The 17,937-nt window shown below is 65.5% G+C and carries 15 protein-coding genes and 2 tRNA genes; 14 read left to right on the top strand and 3 right to left on the bottom strand.

Annotated features, from left to right (window positions below; all coding sequences use genetic code 11):
* Positions 1–98 precede the first annotated feature (98 nt).
* The 5 genes from CIHUM_RS08630 (at position 99) to CIHUM_RS08610 (ending at position 3,456) form a co-directional block, all read left to right on the top strand.
* A tRNA-Gly gene (locus CIHUM_RS08630) sits at positions 99–173 on the top strand.
* A gap of 139 nt (positions 174–312) precedes the next feature.
* Positions 313–389, top strand: a tRNA-Pro gene (locus tag CIHUM_RS08625).
* Positions 390–468: 79 nt separating this feature from the next.
* Positions 469–1,830, top strand: a complete 1,362-nt coding sequence (tig, locus tag CIHUM_RS08620; protein ID WP_034998177.1) for a trigger factor — start codon at positions 469–471, stop codon at positions 1,828–1,830.
* A gap of 378 nt (positions 1,831–2,208) precedes the next feature.
* Complete coding sequence (locus tag CIHUM_RS08615) at positions 2,209–2,805, top strand: ATP-dependent Clp protease proteolytic subunit (RefSeq protein ID WP_034998191.1); 597 nt, start codon at positions 2,209–2,211, stop codon at positions 2,803–2,805.
* A 30-nt stretch (positions 2,806–2,835) separates the two neighbouring features.
* On the top strand, positions 2,836–3,456 hold the full coding sequence (locus CIHUM_RS08610; RefSeq protein ID WP_034998194.1) for an ATP-dependent Clp protease proteolytic subunit: 621 nt from the start codon (positions 2,836–2,838) through the stop codon (positions 3,454–3,456).
* A 63-nt stretch (positions 3,457–3,519) separates the two neighbouring features.
* Here the strand turns inward: CIHUM_RS08610 and CIHUM_RS08605 are convergent, their stop codons facing one another.
* Positions 3,520–4,161 carry a hypothetical protein gene (locus CIHUM_RS08605; protein WP_034998196.1) on the bottom strand — a complete coding sequence of 214 codons (642 nt, stop codon included), beginning with the start codon at positions 4,159–4,161 and terminating at the stop codon, positions 3,520–3,522.
* 187 nt (positions 4,162–4,348) lie between these two features.
* Here CIHUM_RS08605 and clpX point away from each other — a divergent pair, with 187 nt between their 5' ends.
* Positions 4,349–5,629, top strand: a complete 1,281-nt coding sequence (gene clpX, locus CIHUM_RS08600) for an ATP-dependent Clp protease ATP-binding subunit ClpX (protein ID WP_034998198.1) — start codon at positions 4,349–4,351, stop codon at positions 5,627–5,629.
* A gap of 18 nt (positions 5,630–5,647) precedes the next feature.
* Here the strand turns inward: clpX and CIHUM_RS08595 are convergent, their stop codons facing one another.
* Positions 5,648–6,373 (bottom strand): TetR/AcrR family transcriptional regulator, encoded by a 726-nt coding sequence (locus CIHUM_RS08595; RefSeq protein ID WP_051106320.1) that lies wholly within the window; start codon positions 6,371–6,373, stop codon positions 5,648–5,650.
* Between the two features lie 143 nt (positions 6,374–6,516).
* Between CIHUM_RS08595 and CIHUM_RS08590 the strand changes: the two genes are divergently transcribed.
* From CIHUM_RS08590 to CIHUM_RS08575, 4 genes are read left to right on the top strand one after another with little or no spacing between them, the layout of a single operon-like run.
* Positions 6,517–7,470, top strand: coding sequence for a malate dehydrogenase (locus CIHUM_RS08590; RefSeq protein ID WP_034998199.1), 954 nt, complete (start codon positions 6,517–6,519; stop codon positions 7,468–7,470).
* Between the two features lie 22 nt (positions 7,471–7,492).
* A complete protein-coding gene (locus tag CIHUM_RS08585; RefSeq protein WP_034998201.1) occupies positions 7,493–10,204 on the top strand; it encodes a valine--tRNA ligase in 2,712 nt (903 codons plus the stop codon).
* Positions 10,205–11,698: a bifunctional tetrahydrofolate synthase/dihydrofolate synthase gene (gene folC / locus CIHUM_RS08580; RefSeq protein ID WP_034998202.1), complete on the top strand. Its 1,494-nt coding sequence runs from the start codon at positions 10,205–10,207 to the stop codon at positions 11,696–11,698.
* On the top strand, positions 11,695–12,120 hold the full coding sequence (locus CIHUM_RS08575; protein WP_034998204.1) for a DUF4233 domain-containing protein: 426 nt from the start codon (positions 11,695–11,697) through the stop codon (positions 12,118–12,120). Before folC ends, CIHUM_RS08575 begins: the two co-directional genes overlap by 4 nt.
* A gap of 8 nt (positions 12,121–12,128) precedes the next feature.
* On the opposite strand, the gene CIHUM_RS08570 is transcribed toward CIHUM_RS08575, so the two are convergent.
* Complete coding sequence (locus CIHUM_RS08570; protein ID WP_034999123.1) at positions 12,129–13,538, bottom strand: AMP-binding protein; 1,410 nt, start codon at positions 13,536–13,538, stop codon at positions 12,129–12,131.
* Positions 13,539–13,563: 25 nt separating this feature from the next.
* Here CIHUM_RS08570 and CIHUM_RS08565 point away from each other — a divergent pair, with 25 nt between their 5' ends.
* The 4 genes from CIHUM_RS08565 (at position 13,564) to CIHUM_RS08550 (ending at position 17,911) form a co-directional block, all read left to right on the top strand.
* A complete protein-coding gene (locus CIHUM_RS08565) occupies positions 13,564–13,869 on the top strand; it encodes a hypothetical protein (RefSeq protein ID WP_034998206.1) in 306 nt (101 codons plus the stop codon).
* Between the two features lie 28 nt (positions 13,870–13,897).
* Positions 13,898–14,308 carry a nucleoside-diphosphate kinase gene (gene ndk / locus CIHUM_RS08560; RefSeq protein ID WP_034998207.1) on the top strand — a complete coding sequence of 137 codons (411 nt, stop codon included), beginning with the start codon at positions 13,898–13,900 and terminating at the stop codon, positions 14,306–14,308.
* A 138-nt stretch (positions 14,309–14,446) separates the two neighbouring features.
* A complete protein-coding gene (locus CIHUM_RS08555; protein WP_158293364.1) occupies positions 14,447–15,004 on the top strand; it encodes a TetR/AcrR family transcriptional regulator in 558 nt (185 codons plus the stop codon).
* A 186-nt stretch (positions 15,005–15,190) separates the two neighbouring features.
* The gene (locus CIHUM_RS08550) at positions 15,191–17,911 is read left to right on the top strand and encodes a translation initiation factor IF-2 N-terminal domain-containing protein (protein ID WP_273680203.1); all 2,721 of its coding nucleotides are present in this window, start codon (positions 15,191–15,193) and stop codon (positions 17,909–17,911) included.
* The last annotated feature ends 26 nt before the right edge of the window (positions 17,912–17,937 follow it).

The raw sequence follows: 17,937 nt of genomic DNA, 5'->3' as shown, positions 1-17,937 counted from the left end.
AAGTAGTCCGAACACAGTGGCTCCTTTGCGCGTCTGGTCACGTGTTTGGTTCAACCGTACCGGCTGCGCTAACATTCCCAACAGCGCTTTTGGCGTATGGGAATGTCGTATAGTGGCTAATACCTCAGCCTTCCAAGCTGAAGACGCGGGTTCGATTCCCGTCATTCCCTCCACACAAAAACACCGGTTCCGGTTGCGGGGCCGGTGTTTTTGTGCCCTCAATGCGGACAGTGATTCAAGCACCGCTACAATGACTGTCCTGAACCGCACACGTTCTACGAATGTGGTTCATACCGTGCGGTTTTACCGCAACGGGGCGTGGCGCAGCTTGGTAGCGCACCTGCTTTGGGAGCAGGGGGTCGCAGGTTCAAATCCTGTCGCCCCGACCAAGGCGGGCCCGTGGATTCACGGGCCCGCCACATATAGACATCTGACAATCGTTGTTTCGATCTAGTACAGGAGAAATCCGTGAAGACTTCCGTCGACAAGCTCAGCGACACCCGCGTGAAGCTCAACGTCAGCGTGCCGTTCGACGAGCTGGGCAAGGAAATTGACCAGGCTTACAAGGCCATCGCCCAGCAGGTCAATATCCCGGGCTTCCGTCGTGGCAAGGCTCCGCGCCAGCTCATCGATGCTCGCTTCGGCCGCGGCCCGATCCTGGAGCAGGTTGTCAACGACATGCTGCCGACTCGCTACGAGCAGGCCCTGGCGGAAAACGAGATTAACCCGTTGGGCCAGCCGGAGATCGAGGTCACCAAGATTGAGGACAACGACGTTGTCGAGTTCACCGCAGAGGTCGACATCCGCCCCGAGATCGAGGTGCCGGACTTCTCCAAGATTTCCGTGAAGGTCCCGGAGCTTAAGCTTGACGACGAAGCAGTCGACGCCGAGCTGGACACCCTCCGTGAGCGCTTTGGCGAGCTCAAGGACACCAAGCGCAAGCTGAAGACTGACGACTACGCGATCATTGACCTCGAAGCGACCGTCGACGGCGAGAAGCTCGACGATGCTTCCGCCGAGGGCCTGACCTACCGCGTCGGCGCCGACGACCTGATGAAGGGCCTGGACACCGCGCTGCGCGGCATGAAGACCGACGAGGACAACGAGTTCGAGTCCGAGATCAAGTACGGCGAGCACAAGGGCGAGAAGGCGACCGTGAAGGTCCACGTCCAGCAGACCAAGGAGCGTAAGCTGCCGGAGCTTGACGACGACTTCGCGCAGATGGCGTCCGAGTTCGACACCGTCGAGGAGCTGCGCAACTCCACCCGCGAGCAGGTCGAGGAGAACGCCAAGGCGAAGCAGGCCGCGGACATCCGCGACGAGGTGCTCAAGGCTGCCCTGGCCGAGTCCAAGTTTGCCCTGCCGGAGTCCGTGGTGGACGAGCAGGTGCACAACCAGCTGCACCAGCTGCTGGGCCAGGTGGCACACGACGAGAACGCGCTGGCGCAGCTGCTCGAGGCTCAGGGTACGACCCGCGAGGAGTTTGACAAGCAGTCCCGCGAGCAGGCCGAAGAGTCCGTGCGCACCCAGCTGTTCCTCGACGCCGTGGCCGAGCAGGAGCAGCCGGAGGTCTCCCAGCAGGAGCTGACCGACCACATCCTGTTCACTGCGCAGTCCTACGGCATGGACCCGAACCAGTTCGTGGCCCAGCTGCAGCAGTCCGGCCAGATTGCCAACCTGTTCTCCGACGTGCGCCGCGGCAAGGCCCTGGCCATTGCCATCTCCCGCACCCAGGTCGAGGACGAGGCCGGCAACAAGGTCGACCCGAACGAGTACTTCGGCGAGGTCGAAGAGGACGAGGCCGAGACCACCGAGGCTGAGGAGAAGTAGAAACTTCTCGCGCTAGCGAGCGGCCGGGGCGTGTCTGCCCCGGCCGCTTTTGCGTGCCCGCTGCAGGATCGCTCACTCCCTCGAAAGCACGCGATGAATTAGTTCCCACTTGGACGGATGGATAGTTCACTTTCCCCAGGCCGCCGGAAACCCCGATGCAGGATCGTTCATCGTCTAGTGAACTATCTTGCAGCCCCACCCCAAACCGGGGCGCCCACCCCGACACTTCGCGGCGGAATCTGTCAGGAATCGTCAACCCGGCCCCAACCCCCACCCCAAAACCCGGCCCGTACGCCGGTAGCGAACAGGCTCGGAGTTACAGAATCACCCGAGTAGGGTAGTGGCGTTACCGGATGAACTAGCAAAGGAGCGTCTTACATGACTTCCCCGACCCAAGGCATGAACCTGGGAGACTCCGTTTATGAGCGTCTCCTCCGGGAGCGCATTATTTTCCTGGGCCAGCAGGTGGACGATGAGATCGCCAATAAGCTGTGCGCCCAGATTCTGCTGCTGTCGGCGGAGGATCCGACGCGCGATATCAACCTGTACATCAACTCGCCGGGCGGCTCTGTCACCGCCGGTATGGCGATTTACGACACGATGAAGTACTCCCCGTGCGACATCGCCACCTACGGCATGGGCCTGGCGGCGTCGATGGGTCAGTTCCTGCTCTCGGGCGGCACGAAGGGCAAGCGTTACGCCCTGCCGCACGCGCGCATTATGATGCACCAGCCGTCCGCAGGCGTCGGCGGCACCGCGGCCGACATCGCTATCCAGGCTGAGCAGTTCGCGCAGACGAAGCGCGAGATGGCCGAGCTCATTGCGGAGCACACGGGCCAGACGTTCGAGCAGATTACGAAGGATTCGGACCGCGACCGCTGGTTCAACGCCGTGCAGGCGAAGGAGTACGGCATCGTGGACCATGTCATCGATAGCGCCGCCCAGGCTGGCGAGCACGCCATCGGGAACAACTAAGGCACACGAGGAATTAAGGAGACACCGACTATGACTTTCCAGATGCCCAACTCCCGCTACGTGCTGCCGCAGTTCCTGGAGGAAACGAGCTTTGGCACGAAGCAGATCGACCCGTACGGCAAGTTGTTCGAGGAGCGCATCGTCTTCCTGGGTACCCAGGTGGACGACACGTCGGCGAACGACATTATGGCGCAGCTTCTGGTGCTGGAGTCCCAGGACCCGGACCGCGACATCACGATGTACATCAACTCCCCGGGCGGTTCGTTCACCGCGCTGATGGCTATCTACGACACGATGCAGTACGTCCGCCCGGACGTGCAGACTGTCTGCCTCGGCCAGGCCGCGTCGGCTGCCGCGGTGATCCTCGCCGCCGGTGCGCCGGGTAAGCGCGCTGCGCTGCCGAACTCGCGTGTGCTGATCCACCAGCCGGCTACCCAGGGCACCCAGGGCCAGGTGTCTGACCTGGAGATTCAGGCCGCGGAGATTGAGCGCATGCGTCGCCTCATGGAGGACACGCTCGCGCACCACACCGGCCGCACCTCCGAGCAGGTCCGCATTGATACCGACCGCGATAAGATCCTGACCGCTTCTGAGGCTGTGGACTACGGCATCATCGACCAGGTCTTTGATTACCGCAAGCTCAACGGCTAAAAGCACATGAAAAACGCGCCCGGTTCGTACCGGGCGCGTTTTGCTTTGCGACGAAACCTTCGGCTACTCCGCCTTATCCCCGGATGCCGGGTCGCAGAATGCCACGGCGTTGCGGATGGCCTCAGGCGCGGCTTCGAAGTCCTCGCGTGCCCAGCAGATATCGCCGTCGTCGGTGGTGGTCGGGTCGACGGAGACCCACCCTTGGCCCTTGGCTGCCCAATAGTAGTCCTGTCCATCGGAGGTGACGGTGCGGGCCCATTCGCGGTCGCAGAACGTGCTGTATTCCTGGCTTCCGCTGGCCTCACCCTGGGTTGGCCAGGCGCAGGTGGCGCCCGGGCGGTCGTCGATGATGGTTTCGCGCACCGGTGCTGGCTCGCGCGCCTCCTTATTGGAGTTGTTCGAGCTGCGGGACTCGGAGCGCTTCGAGCTGGATTTTGTGGACGTGCGCGTGGACGACTTAGTGGACGAGCTTGTCGAGGACTTCTTGGTCGTGGTGGAGGACGAGGTGGTCGTTTCCTTATCGTCCTCATCGTCGTCGGACTTGGTGGTCGTCGGCGTCGGGGTGGGGGTGGTGCTGGTCTGTGGGAAGTCCAGCACGGGTTCCGCCAGGGGTTCTACGTCCGCGTTTGAGTCCGAGCAACCGGCCAGCAGCGACGCGGCGAGGGCGGCTGCGGCGAAGGCAGAGAAAGTGCGGCTGCGATTCACGGATCGGTTCCTTTCGGGGTGCGCGTTTTAGTGGCGCACCGGTGGGCACGATTGTTTAACGTGTACAGGCTAGCGGATGCGATTACGGGAAACCGCGTCATGGCCCCTTTGTGGCGTGAAAGCTATGGTTTGACGCAACGACTACACTCGGTTGGGATTGACCGAAGACGGGAGTAGATAGGCGCATATGGCAACTACGCACGACAGCGCGAACCTGCTCAAGTGCTCTTTTTGCGGGAAGAGCCAGCAACAGGTGCGCAAGCTCATCGCCGGCGGCGGCGTCTACATCTGCGACGAGTGCATCGAGCTGTGCAACGAGATCATCGAGGAGGAGCTCGCCGGCGCGCAGAACAATAAGGGCGCGGACGACCCGGACCGCTTGCCGCGCCCGAGCGGGATCACGGCGTTTCTGGACGAGTACGTCATTGGCCAAGACACCGCGAAGCGGACCCTTGCGGTGGCGGTGTACAACCACTACAAGCGGATCAAGGCGGAAGGTTCCAATGTGTCCAGCCGCAAGCGGGACGAGGACGTGGAGATCGCCAAGTCGAACATCCTCCTGCTCGGCCCCACTGGCTCGGGCAAGACGTACCTGGCGCAGACGCTTGCGCGGATGCTGAATGTGCCGTTCGCCATCGCGGACGCCACCAGCCTCACCGAGGCGGGCTACGTGGGCGAGGACGTGGAGAACATCCTGCTGAAGCTTTTGCAGGCGGCGGATTTCGACGTCAACCGCGCGCAGCAGGGCATCATCTATGTCGACGAGGTGGACAAGATCTCGCGCAAGTCCGAGAACCCGTCCATTACCCGCGACGTCTCCGGCGAGGGTGTGCAGCAGGCGTTGCTGAAGATCCTGGAGGGCACCACCGCGTCGGTGCCGCCGCAGGGCGGGCGCAAGCACCCGAACCAGGAGTTCATCCAGGTGGACACCACGAACATCCTGTTCATCGTCGCGGGCGCCTTTGCGGGGCTGGACAAGGTGGTCGCGGAGCGTGTGGGCAAGAAGGGCATCGGCTTCGGCGCGGAGATCGACTCGAAGGAGCAGCGCGACGAGGCGGACCTCCTCGCCCAGGTGCAGCCGGGCGATCTGGTGAAGTTCGGTCTCATCCCGGAGTTCATCGGCCGTCTGCCGATCCTCGCGCACGTGAACGACTTGGATCGCGATTCGATGAAGCGCGTGCTCACGGAGCCGAAGAACTCGCTGGTAAAGCAGTACAAGCGCCTGTTCGCCATGGACGGCGCCGAGCTGACCGTCACTGACGGGGCGCTCGGTGTGATCGCTGATAAGGCGGCGGAGCGCAAGACGGGCGCGCGCGGTCTGCGCGCGATTATGGAGGAGCTGCTCGTCCCCATCATGTACGAGTTGCCGGATCGCGAGAATGTCGCGGAGGTTGTCGTCGATGAGGCTGTGGCTCTCGGCGAGGGGGACCCGAAGTACATCGAGGCCGAAGAGCAGCAGTCTGCTTAGGAGCGCACCTTCGGCTCGCTAGACGATCCGGCCTTCGTCGCCGTAGATGTCGAACAGTTCGTCCGGGTCCGCATCCTCGGTAGGTGCCGGGGTGGCTTCGAGGTAGGACTCGTAGCCGGAGTACGAGATGTTTGAGGTCAGAAACGCCAGTACGGTGTCGATGACCATGCGGCGCATGCCGTCGACGTTGCGGCGGCTTTCGACGTCGACGCCGAAGACGTGTTTGGCGGTGGCGGCGTTGCCGACGCGGTAGAGGCACAGCGACGAGATCAGGGTGAGCAGGTCTACCGCGGTGATGCCGGGGCGGAACGCGCCGGCGTCCTGGCCGGCGAGCAGGAGCCGCTCGGCGTGGAGGGTGACGTCGCGTAAGCCGGCGAGTGCCGAGGCGTCTTCGGCCGCTACAGCCGGGTCCAGGTTTTCCCGCAGGATCAGGCGCACGGCGTCGGGGTTGTGCAAAAAGGCGTGGTAGAGCGCGTCGACGAAGCGGCGCATCCCTTCTACCGGCACGGCGTGCGAGCGGTTGAGGATGTTTTCCGGCGGCGCGAGCTGGTCCAGTGCGAGGCGCAGCGCCGCGGCGTAGAGGCCGTGCTTGTCGCCGAAGTGGTAGTGGATCATCCGCTTGGTCATGCCGGTTTTCTTGGCCAGCGCTTCCACTTTCGCGCCGGTGTAGCCTTTGCGGGCGAACGCGGCCAGGGCGGCGTGGACCACGGAGTCAGGGGAGGTCGCGTCGGCACCGTCGGTCACGTCCGTCCCCTTTCGTTTGAAATACCCCTCAATCGTGCACCAGATGCCCACTCTCGGGCGTATAGCCGTGAAATTCCGCCCCGGCCGGGGGTAGGTTATCTGTGAGTCAACGCACACGATGTACGAGAAGAGGAGAAAGACATATGGCAAAGATCGTGGTCACTGGCGCTGCCGGCAACATCGCCTACTCCCTGCTGTGGCGCATCGCCGCTGGCGACGTCTTCGGCGACGAGCCGGTGGATCTGACCCTGCTGGAGATCCCGGACGCGGTGCGCGCCGCGGAGGGCACGGCGATGGAGCTTGCGGATTCCGCGCTGCCGCTGGTGGGCAACATCGAGGTCACCGACGATGCCCTAAAGGCATTCGACGGCGCAGAGGCGGCCTTCTTAGTCGGCGCGAAGCCGCGCGGTAAGGGCGAGTCTCGCTCGGACATGCTCGTTGCCAACGGCCAGATCTTCAAACGCCAGGGCGAGGCCATCAACAACGGCGCCGCCGACGGCATTCGCGTCCTGGTGGTGGGCAACCCGGCCAACACCAACGCCTATATCGCCTCGAAGGCGGCACCGGATGTGCCGAAAGACCGCTTCAACGCGTTGATGCGCCTGGACCACAACCGGGCGCAGTCGATGTTGGCGGACCGGCTGTCCGTGCCGTCGAGAAGCATTGAGCGCCTCGCGGTGTGGGGCAACCATTCGGACACGCAGTTCCCGGACGTCACCTACGCCACCGCCGACGGCGCGCCGGTGGAGGTGGAGCGCGACTGGTACACCGAGGAGTTCATCCCGCGCGTGGCGGGGCGCGGCGCGGAGATCATCGAGGTGCGCGGCAAGTCCTCCGCTGCTTCCGCGGCCTCGGCGTCGGTGGACCACATGCGCGACTGGGTGCAGGGAACCGAGGGGCGTTGGGCGACGGCGGCGTTGCCGTCGACAGGCGAGTACGGCGTGGACGAGGGCCTCATGTTCGGCTTCCCGGCCACCAGCGACGGCGCCTGGCATGTGGTCGAGGGGCTTTCGCTTAACGACGACCAAAGGGCACGCCTCGACAGCAACATCGCCGCCCTGCGCGCAGAAGCTGCCATCGCCGACAAGCTGTTCTAGGGCGCTGGTTAAGATAGGGCGCGTGACTGAGACGAACGATCTGAACCGCGCGAACCAACTGCCCAAGTCGTGGGAGCCCAGCGCCCACGAACGCGACCTGTACGAAGGCTGGGTCGACGCCGGGTATTTCACGGCGGATCCGCAGTCGGACAAGCCCGCGTACTCGATCGTGCTGCCGCCGCCGAACGTGACCGGCCAGCTGCACATGGGCCACGCGCTCGACCACACGCTGATGGATTCTTTGGTGCGCCGCAAGCGCATGCAGGGCTTCGAGGTGCTTTGGCTGCCGGGCATGGACCACGCCGGCATTGCCACCCAGACCAAGGTGGAGGCCAAGCTTAAGGCGGAAGAGGGCAAGGACCGCTACGACTACGGGCGCGAGGAGTTCATCGAGCGCGTCTGGGAGTGGCAACAGCAGTACGGCGGCACTATCACCACGCAGATGCGCGCCATCGGCGACTCGGTGGACTGGTCGCGCGAGCGCTTCACGCTTGACGACGGCCTCTCGCGCGCCGTGCAGACCATCTTCAAGCAGCTCTACGACCGCGGGCTGGTCTACCGCGACTACCGCCTGGTCAACTGGTCGCCGGTGCTGGAGACTGCTGTCTCCGACATCGAGGTGGTGTACAAGGACGTCGAGGGCGAGTTCGTCTCCATCCGCTACGGCTCGCTCAACGACGACGAGCCGCACCTGATCGTTGCCACCACCCGTGTGGAGACAATGCTTGGCGACGTCGCTATCGCCGTGCACCCGGAAGACGAGCGCTACGCGCACCTCATCGGCCAGGTCTTCGAGCACCCGCTGCGCGAGGATTTGAAGCTTGAGGTCATCGCGGACGATTACGTGGACATGGAGCTGGGCACCGGTGCGGTGAAGATCACCCCGGCGCACGACCCGAACGACTACGAGATGGGCCTGCGCCACAACCTGGACATGCCGATCGTGATGGACGAGAAGGGCCGCATCGCCGATACCGGCACCTGCTTCGACGGCATGACCCGCGAAGAGGCCCGCGTAGCCGTGCGCGAGGCGTTGGCGGAGCAGGGCCGCATTGTCAAGGAAGTGCGCCCGTACGTGCACTCCGTGGGCCACTCGGAGCGCTCCGGCGAGCCGATCGAGCCGCGGCTTTCGCTGCAGTGGTTTGTCAAGGTCGACGAGCTGGCGAAGATGTCCGGCGACGCCGTGCGCTCCGGCGACACCGTCATCCACCCGGAGTCCATGGAGAAACGCTACTTCGACTGGGTGGACAACATGCACGACTGGACTATCTCGCGCCAGCTGTGGTGGGGCCACCGCATCCCGATCTGGTACGGCCCGGAGGACGAAAACGGCGAGCGCGACGTGGTCTGCGTCGGCCCCGACGAGCAGCCGCCGGCAGGCTACGAGCAGGACCCGGACGTGCTGGACACATGGTTCTCCTCCGCCCTGTGGCCGTTTTCCACGATGGGCTGGCCGGAGAAGACCCCGGAGCTGGAGAAGTTCTTCCCCACCACCGTGCTGGTCACCGCCTACGACATCCTGTTCTTCTGGGTGGCGCGCATGATGATGTTCGGCACCTTCGCCGGCCAGGAAACCCCTGAAGTCCTTGGGAAGGGCGCCGACGGCCGCCCGCAGATTCCGTTCGAGCACCTTTACCTGCACGGCCTGGTGCGCGACGAAAAGGGCCGCAAGATGTCCAAGTCCCTGGGCAACGGCATCGACCCGATGGACTGGGTGGAGCAATACGGCGCGGACGCGCTGCGCTTCGCCCTGGCCCGCGGCGCGAATCCGGGCGTGGATCTGCCCATCGGCGAGGACCACGCAACCGCCGCCCGCAACTTCGCCACCAAGCTGTTCAACGCCACCAAGTTCGCGCTGATGAACGGCGCGCACGTGGATAAGCTGCCGGCCCGCGAGGCGCTCACGGACGCGGACCGCTGGATCCTGGACCGCGCCGAGGAAGTGCGCGCCAAGGTGGACGCCTACCTGGACGACTACCAGTTTGCCAAGGCCAACGAGGCGCTCTACCACTTCGCGTGGGACGAGCTGTGCGACTGGTACCTGGAGATCGCCAAGACACAGATCCCCAAAGAGGGCGAGACCGAGCAGGGCGAAAACACCAAGATAGTCCTCGGCCGCGTGCTCGACGTCATGCTGCGCCTGCTGCACCCGACCATGCCGTTTGTCACCGAGGTGCTGTGGAAGGCGCTCACCGGCAATGACACCGTCACCACCGCGCCGTGGCCGACCGCGGACGACACCAACGGCGGCGCTGAGACTGACACCCAGGCGCGCACCCGCGTCGAGGACGCCATCAAACTCATCACCGAGCTGCGCCGCTTCCGCTCCGACCAGGGTGTCAAGCCCTCACAGAAGGTGCCGGCCCGCGTGGACTTCGCGTCCGCGGACCTGGCGGAGCTGGAGGACGTGGTCCGCCAGATTGCCAGGGTGGAAAAGCCGGGGGAGGGCTTTAGCGCGTCGGCAAGCATTGAGATGCGCCTGAGCAAGGCGAACCTCGACGTCGCCCTGGACACCTCCGGCACCGTCGACGTCGCCGCCGAGCGCAAGCGCCTGGAAAAGGAGCTCGCCGCGGCGCAAAAGGAGCTGGACACCACCGGCGCGAAGCTGGCCAATGAGCAGTTTTTGGCCAACGCGCCGGAGGCCGTGGTGGAAAAGATCAAGGTCCGCCAGCAGGTCGCGCAGGAAGAGTTCGAGCGCGTCACCGCACGCCTGGACCAGCTGCCGGAGGCCTAAGTGGCTAACGAAGAGTTTGAACTGCCCGAACTTCCGGAGCAGTACGACATCCAGCAGACCGACGCCGGCCTGACGCTTAACCTCGGCGCGCCGGGGGAGAGCAACGAGACCGATCAGCTCGCCCCGCGCGGCGTGAGCGAGGAAGATCTAGCCGCGCTCGCGCAGGTGGAAGCCGAGCTCACCGCCCGCTGGCCGGAGACGGACATCGACCCGTCGCTGGAGCGCATCGAGCTGCTCATGGATTTCCTCGGCGAGCCGCAGAAATCCTTCAAGGTCATCCACGTCGCCGGCACCAACGGCAAGACGTCCACCGTGCGGATGGTGGAGTCGCTGCTGCGCTCGTTTGGCAACCGTGTGGGCCGTACGACCAGCCCGCACCTGCAGTCCGTCACCGAGCGCATCGGCATCGACGGCGAGCCGATCCACCCGGCGGACTTCGTGCGCATCTACCGCGAGATCGAGCCGTACATCCAGATGGTGGACGAGCGCACCGGTGTACCCATGAGCTACTTCGAGGTCATGGTCGGCATCGCGTTCGCGGCCTTTGCGGATGCGCCTGTCGACGTCGCCGTGGTCGAAGTCGGCATGGGCGGCACCTGGGACGCCACCAACGTGGTCGACGCGGACGTGGACGTGATCATGCCTGTCGGCCTGGACCACACCGACTACCTGGGCGACACCATCGCCGAGATCGCAGGCGAAAAGGCCGGAATTATCCGCAGCGCGGACGCCGTGGCCGTGATCGGCCAGCAGGACCCGGACGCAATGCGCGTGATCTTGGAGCGCACCGTGGAGGTCGGCGCGCCGGTAGCACGCTTCGCCCAGGAGTTCGGTGTGGCAGCCAGCGAGGTGGCCGTGGGCGGGCAGACGCTCACACTGAAAGGCCTGTCGGGCGAGTACTCGGACGTGTTTATCCCGCTGTCCGGCCCGCACCAGGCGCACAACGCCTCGGTGGCGCTGGCGGCGGTGGAGGCGTTCCTCGGCGCATCCGCCGAGCGCACGCTCGACGCGAACACGGTGCGCGAGGGGTTCGCCGCCACCACCTCGCCGGGCCGGTTGGAGCGCGTCCGCGCCACGCCGACGACGTTCATCGACGCCACCCATAACCCGCACGGCGCGCAGGCGCTCGCGGCGGCGCTGGAGCGCGATTTCGATTTCACGCGCCTGATCGGCGTGCTCGGCATTTTGGGCGACAAGGACGCCCGGGGCATCATGGAGGCGCTCGAGCCGGTGCTCACCGAGGTTGTGATCACGCAGAACACCTCCCCGCGCGCCACGGACACCTACGAGCTGGCGGAAACCGCCCGCGAGGTGTTCGGCGACGAGCGCGTGCACGTCGAGGAGCACTTGCCCTCCGCCTACGAGCTCGCCGTGGAACTGGCCGAAGAGGCGCTCGCCGAGGTGGGCGTGCAGTCCGGATCCGGCGTGATCATCACCGGCTCGGTGGTCACCGCCGGCGAGGCCCGCGCGATGTTTGGAAAGGACCCGCAATGACACGCAGCGACCAGCAGTTGGGCCCGCTCGGCCCCGGCAAGCAGCCGGTCAAAGACCCGATGTCGGGTCTGACCGGCGTGCTCTCCGGCACGCTGATCATGGAGGCCATCACGGTTCTGCTCATCCTCACCGTCATCCTCAAAGTCGACGGCGGCGAACATTGGACCACCTTCAACTGGGTCTACATCACCGTGATCGGCCTGGCGCACGTGGTCATGGCGTTTTTCCAGAAGAAGCCGGCCGCGCTCTGGATCGATATTGCGCTGCAGATCCCGCTGATCTTCGGCTTCTTCATCCACTGGTCGGTCACGGCAGTGGGCATCATCTTCGGCATCGTGTGGTACTTCGTCATCCGCATGCGCTCGGAGATCGTCCAGCGTATGCGTGGCGGCTACCTCACCACCCAGCACTTGGGCACTTAGAGGGGCACTTAGAGATCCTTGCGCAGGATCTTGCCGGCGGCGTTGCGGGGGATCGCGTCCACGAACGCCACGGCGCGCACCTTTTTGTAGGCGGTCACGCGCGCTGACACCCAGTCCATCAGCTCCGTGTCATCCAGGGGCCCATGCTTGACGACGAAAGCCTTCGGCACCCCGCCGCGCTCGGCAATAGCCACGTCACTGATCTGCGGGTGCGTCAACAAAAGTGCCTCGAGTTCGGCCGGGGCGATCTGGAACCCGTGGTACTTGAACACGTCCTTGGCGCGGTCGACGACCGTGACTGTCTCGTCCGGGTTGACCCGCGCGATGTCGCCGGTGCGTAGCCAGCCGTCCACGATGGTGTTGCGGGTGGCCTCTGGGGTGCCCAGGTAGCCGCGCATGATCTGGGGGCCGCGGACTTGCAGCTCGCCGTCGGCGCCGTCGGGCAGTTCCGCGCCGGTATCTGAATCCACCACGCGGAATTCAGTGTTGGGGATGGCGTACCCGATGGTGCCCGGATTTGACCGGCCGGCGATGCCGACGTGAGTCACAGGCGAGGACTCGGTGGTGCCGTAGCCCTGCAGCATGACAATGCCGAGGCGGTCCTCGACCCGCCGAGCCAGTGCCTCGTCTAAGGGGGCGGCGCCGCAGACCATGTGGGCGCAGGCGGCGAAATCGGCCGGGTTGATGGCGGGGGAGTTCGCCAGCGCCAGCGCGATCGGCGGGGCGATGAAGCTGAGCTCGATGGAGTGTGCGCGGTGGGCGCGCGCGAACTCGGCGAGGTTGAAGCGCGCGGCGGTGAACACGTGCCGGCCCGCGGCAAGCGACGACAGCAGCAGCGTGTTCAAGCCGTAGATGTGGGAAAACGGCAGGGGAGCGGCCACGCGGGTGCCCTCGCCGATGCCGCTGGCGGCTAGCGCCGCGTTGAACTGCACCGCGTTGGCGGTAATCGAGCGGTGGGTCAACTCCACGCCCTTGGGTAGCCCGGTGGTGCCGGAGGAAAACGGGATGACCGCCACCGAGCCGGGGTCCGCCGGAGCAAAAGCGTCGGCGGGGCCGGGGGCGAGATCGCCTGGCTCGATTCGGTGGGTGACGCCGGCGAGGGCGGAGAGACGCGACGCTTCGGCGTCGATAAGCGAATGCCCGATCAGGCACGTCGTCGCACCCGTGCGCGAGACGGCGAGTAGTGCGGCCACGAAGTCGATGGAGTTGGGCAGCCGCAGCTCAACCACGCTGCCCGGGTCCACGCCGCGGTTTCGCAGGCGGGTGGCGGCCGCGTCCGCTACCGCCCACAGCTCGTCGTAGGTGACGGTGCGGCCGGTGTCGTACTCCGTGATGGCGGGCAGCTCCCCGCGCGGGACCAGGCGGTCGAGCGCAGTGTTCGGCAGCGCGGCATCCGGCAGGGGAGAGCTGTGCACCATGGGCAACAAGGCTACGGTATGGCCCATGCGCATCGTGAGTTTCGCCCTAGCCGCCGTGTTTTCCATCGTCGCTGTGGTGGCCGTGTACACAACCCTGCCCGGGTGGGTGGGCACCGCGGCGATCGTCGCCGCCGGGCTGTTTTTGGTGCTCGGGTTCTACGAGCAGTACAAGCTTCGGGAAGACGTCGCGCCCGAGCTTGACGACGAACAACGCGCCACCGTCCAGCGCATGAAAGCCGAGGGCAACTTCCAGCTTGCGGTGCAGCAGGTGCAGCTGTGGTTCCGGGGCACCACCGCAGAGGACGCAGCGCGCATCGTACGGGAGGCATAAATACGACTTTGGGGTAAGATTTTGGGCTATGACTGAACGTACTCTGATCTTGATCAAGCCCGACGGTGTTGCAAACGGCCACGTCGGCGACATCATCTCCCGCATCGAGCGCAAGGGCCTGAAGCTTGTGGAGCTGGACCTGCGCACCGCAGACCGCGAAACCGCTGAGAAGCACTACGCCGAGCACAAGGACAAGCCGTTCTTCGGTGAACTGGTGGACTTCATCACCTCCGCACCGCTGGTCGCCGGCATCGTCGAGGGCGAGCGCGCCATCGAGGCGTGGCGCCAGCTGGCCGGCGGCACCGACCCGGTTGCCAAGGCCACCCCGGGCACCATCCGCGGCGACTTCGCTCTGTCCGTGGCGGAAAACGTGGTCCACGGCTCCGACTCGCCGGAGTCCGCTGAGCGTGAGATCGGCATCTGGTTCCCGAACCTCTAAGCGCACGTAGTCAGACACCGCAGCCGCCACGGCTGCGGTGTTTTTCACGTCTAGGGCGGGGGAATTTCAGTCGCGACGCGCTAATTGTTGTATAAATAGAGTCGCATGTGATCCGCATAGTAAGAAAGGTGAACCGTGGTGGCATCTCGCAGCGAGCAGGTACGGGCGGTGGAGAAGCGCTCTGCGATCCTGGATGCGGCGATTGACCTGTTGCTTGCGGAGGGGCTCAAGGGGCTGACGCACCGGCAGGTCGCGGCGGCCGCATCGGTGCCGGTGGGATCCATCGGGTACTACTACTCCACACGCGACAAGCTGGTGGCCACCTGCTTCGAGCAACTGGTGCAGGTCCGCCTGGAAGCGATGGAGCGCGCGAAGGGCGCAGGGGTCGAGCTTTCAGACCCGGTGCAGTTGGCCGAGTCGGTCGTGGACGTTGTGGCGTGCGGGCAGACGACGCGCGCGAGTGCGGTGGTCGCCGCGTTCATCGAGGCCCAGCGCGAAACAGGCAAAGTCGGCGACTACGTCCGCCAATCCACCGACGAGCTCAAAGATCTCATCGCGGAGCTTTTGCAACGCGCCGGTGTGGATTTCAACTCCGCGCGAGTGCTGCAGATCGTGGTCGGCACGGCGCTGACTGAATGCCACGAGAACGCCCCCGTTGCGGCGGTGGCCGACCTTCTGCGACTGGCCGAGAAGTAATCCTTGCCCCGCACCCCAGGGATCGCTGTGCCACAATGGTAAGCGCAAGCGCCGCGACGCGACGCTAGGAAACTTTCACATGTACCGCACCGTGGGGTTCGCCGTGCGGCCGCTTCGGCAACGTTTTGCCAGCGCCCGGCCCACCCCGGCGGGTTGCGGCTGAGCAAAATTGGAGAGTGACGCACATTGGCTGGTCACAAGGCATCCGAAGAGAATATTTACGCCGCGTTCGACCGTTCCCAGCTGGCGGAGAAAACCCGCGTGTTCACGCTGGCTAAAGCGCTGGGCGTGCCGTCGAAGGAGCTCGTGGTCGCGCTGTCGGAGCTCGGCGTGGTCAAAGTTGCGCAGTCGACGCTGACGCGCGCTGAAAGCGAGCAGCTTCTCGACGCACTCGCGAACACCGCCGCCACCACCGACGACGAGGAGACTGCAGACGACGCCGCGGACGAGAAGATCCGCCAGCGCGTGCGCAAGGACGTGGAAAACGAGATCCACCAAATCGAGGATAAGGTCGAGGCGGACCTGCGCGAGGGCCCGCTCACCGACGTCGAGCCGGAGATCACCCCCGTGCCGGAGGAGACCGCCAACCGCGCCCCCGTCTTCAAGGCCCCGGAGCGCAAGCGCCGCCGCGCCACCCGCGCCGCGGCGCCGAGCGAGGAGAAGGAGCCCGAGCCTATCGATGAGGTTTCGCCGGAGGACGCGGATAAGCAAGAGCCCGAAGTGATCGAAGAGCCGAAGGCGATCAAGGGCTCATCCCGTTTGGAAGCGCAGCGTCGCCGCCGCACAGAAAAGCGCGAAGAGCATCGCAAACGCTCCCGCATTGTCAGCCAGGCCGAGTTTTTGGCGCGCCGCGAGTCCGTCGAGCGCCACATGGTGGTGCGCGAGCGCGACCGCCGCGACGGCCACGGCAAGATCACCCAGGTCGGCGTGCTCGAGGACGGGCTGCTGGTGGAGCACTTTGTCACCGCCGAAAGCCAGTCCTCCATGATCGGCAACATCTACCTGGGACGCGTGCAAAACGTGCTGTCCAGCATGGAAGCCGCGTTCATCGACATCGGGCAGGGCCGCAACGGCGTGCTCTACGCCTCCGAGGTGGACTGGAAGGCCGCCGGTTTGGGCGGGCGCTCGCGCCGCATTGAGCAGGCCCTCAAATCCGGCGACCAGGTGCTGGTGCAGGTGACTAAGGACCCCGTCGGCCACAAGGGTGCGCGCCTGACCACCCAGATCTCGCTGGCTGGACGCTACCTGGTGTATGTGCCGGGCGGCCGCAGCGCGGGCATTTCCCGCAAGCTGCCGGCGCCGGAGCGCAAGCGCCTGAAGGAAATCCTGAACCACGTCGTGCCCGGCAAGGGCGGGGCGATCATCCGCACCGCCGCCGAAAACGTGCCGGAAGAAGCCATCGCGGCCGACGTGAACCGGCTGCACAACCAGTGGACCGCGATCCAGGAGCAGGCGGAAAAGGAGAAAAACTCCAAGGGCGCGAAACCGGTGACCTTGTATGAGGAGCCGAACATCCTGGTCAAGGTTGTGCGCGACCTGTTCAACGAGGACTTCACCTCGCTCATCGTGGACGGCCGCAAGCCGTGGAACACCGTCCACGCCTACGTGCAGTCCGTCGCCCCGGACCTTCTGGATCGCCTGGAGAAGTTTGACCGCTCCAGCCACGACGGCAAGGACGCCTTCGAGGTCCACCGCATCGACGAGCAGCTGCAAAAGGCGCTGTCGCGCACTGTGTGGCTGCCGTCGGGTGGCACCCTGGTCATCGACCGCACCGAGGCCATGACCGTCATCGACGTCAACACCGGCAAGTTCACCGGCTCCGGCGGCTCGCTGGAAGAGACGGTCACCTCCAACAACCTGGAGGCCGCCGAGGAGATCGTGCGCCAGGTCCGCCTGCGCGACATCGGCGGCATGATCATCATCGACTTCATCGACATGATCCTCCCCGAAAACCAGGATCTCGTGCTGCGCCGCCTCAACGAGGCACTCGGCCGCGACCGCACCCGCCACCAGGTCTCCGAGGTCACCTCCCTGGGCCTGGTGCAGATGACCCGCAAGCGCCTGGGCAACGGCCTGCTGGAGACGTTTTCCACCGAGTGCGAGTGCTGCGGCGGCCGCGGCATCATCGTCACCGACGACCCCGTCGAGCACGACCCGTACTCCGAGCGTGGCCGCGACGAGCGCTCCAAGCGCCGTTCGCGTGACGGCGAGCACCGCTCCTCCCGCGGCCGGAACAAGTCCGCCGACTCAGACGCCGAGACCGCGCGCCGGCCACGCCGCTCCAAGCGCAAGCAGCTCAACGAAGACGAGATGGACAACTTGCTCAACTCGATCTTCAGCGATGACAGCAACGACGGCGACGACAGGGATGGCAGCGACGGCAGCGACAGCGACGCTTCCGAGGGGCGCCGCCGTTCCTCGCGCCGCCGGGGCCGCCGCGGGGGCAACCGCGGCCGCGGGCCCCAGACAGACACCCAGGGCAAGCAGGAAGAACGCCCGGAAAGCGACAAGCGCCCGGAAAGCGACAAGGACGTCCCGCAGCAGAGCTTCGAGGAAGCGGTGGAGGAGTTCGACAACTCGCCGCGCCGCAAGCGCCGCACCCGCGGCAATTCCCGCTCCGACGTCCGCCCACGCCGCCAGGACTACCAGGACACCGCCGCCGAGACTGCCCCGGACGCCGAGAAGGATGAACCGGTAGCGAAGGCGAAGCCGGCGGCGGGCCGCAGGGGCCGCCGTCGCGCCGTGCGCAAGTCCAACGCCACAGCCAACGCCACAACAAACGCAGCAGCCGCGCAGCGCGACGCTGGATCTGGGGAGAAGGAGAAGCGTCGGGAGGCGGAGCGTCGTCGAGAAGCAAAGGCTTCCCCGCGGCGCGGACGCAGGCGCGCCACCCGCCGCAGCAGCTAACGCGGTTTGGTAAAGCGCATGGTGCC

This window comes from Corynebacterium ihumii, from assembly GCF_028609825.1.
In the GTDB taxonomy this organism is placed as follows: domain Bacteria; phylum Actinomycetota; class Actinomycetes; order Mycobacteriales; family Mycobacteriaceae; genus Corynebacterium; species Corynebacterium afermentans.
Note: the sequence above shows the minus strand (reverse complement) of the source record. Positions and strands in the feature narration are given on the sequence as shown.

What these genes read in the sequence shown, in the direction of transcription:
- CIHUM_RS08615 (WP_034998191.1), top strand. Translation starts at nt 2,209, where the DNA reads ATGACTTCCCCGACCCAAGGCATGAACCTGGGAGACTCCGTTTATGAG.
- CIHUM_RS08610 (WP_034998194.1), top strand. Translation starts at nt 2,836, where the DNA reads ATGACTTTCCAGATGCCCAACTCCCGCTACGTGCTGCCGCAGTTCCTG.
- clpX (WP_034998198.1), top strand. Translation starts at nt 4,349, where the DNA reads ATGGCAACTACGCACGACAGCGCGAACCTGCTCAAGTGCTCTTTTTGC.
- CIHUM_RS08590 (WP_034998199.1), top strand. Translation starts at nt 6,517, where the DNA reads ATGGCAAAGATCGTGGTCACTGGCGCTGCCGGCAACATCGCCTACTCC.
- CIHUM_RS08575 (WP_034998204.1), top strand. Translation starts at nt 11,695, where the DNA reads ATGACACGCAGCGACCAGCAGTTGGGCCCGCTCGGCCCCGGCAAGCAG.
- CIHUM_RS08570 (WP_034999123.1), bottom strand. Translation starts at nt 13,538, where the DNA reads ATGGTGCACAGCTCTCCCCTGCCGGATGCCGCGCTGCCGAACACTGCG.
- CIHUM_RS08565 (WP_034998206.1), top strand. Translation starts at nt 13,564, where the DNA reads ATGCGCATCGTGAGTTTCGCCCTAGCCGCCGTGTTTTCCATCGTCGCT.
- ndk (WP_034998207.1), top strand. Translation starts at nt 13,898, where the DNA reads ATGACTGAACGTACTCTGATCTTGATCAAGCCCGACGGTGTTGCAAAC.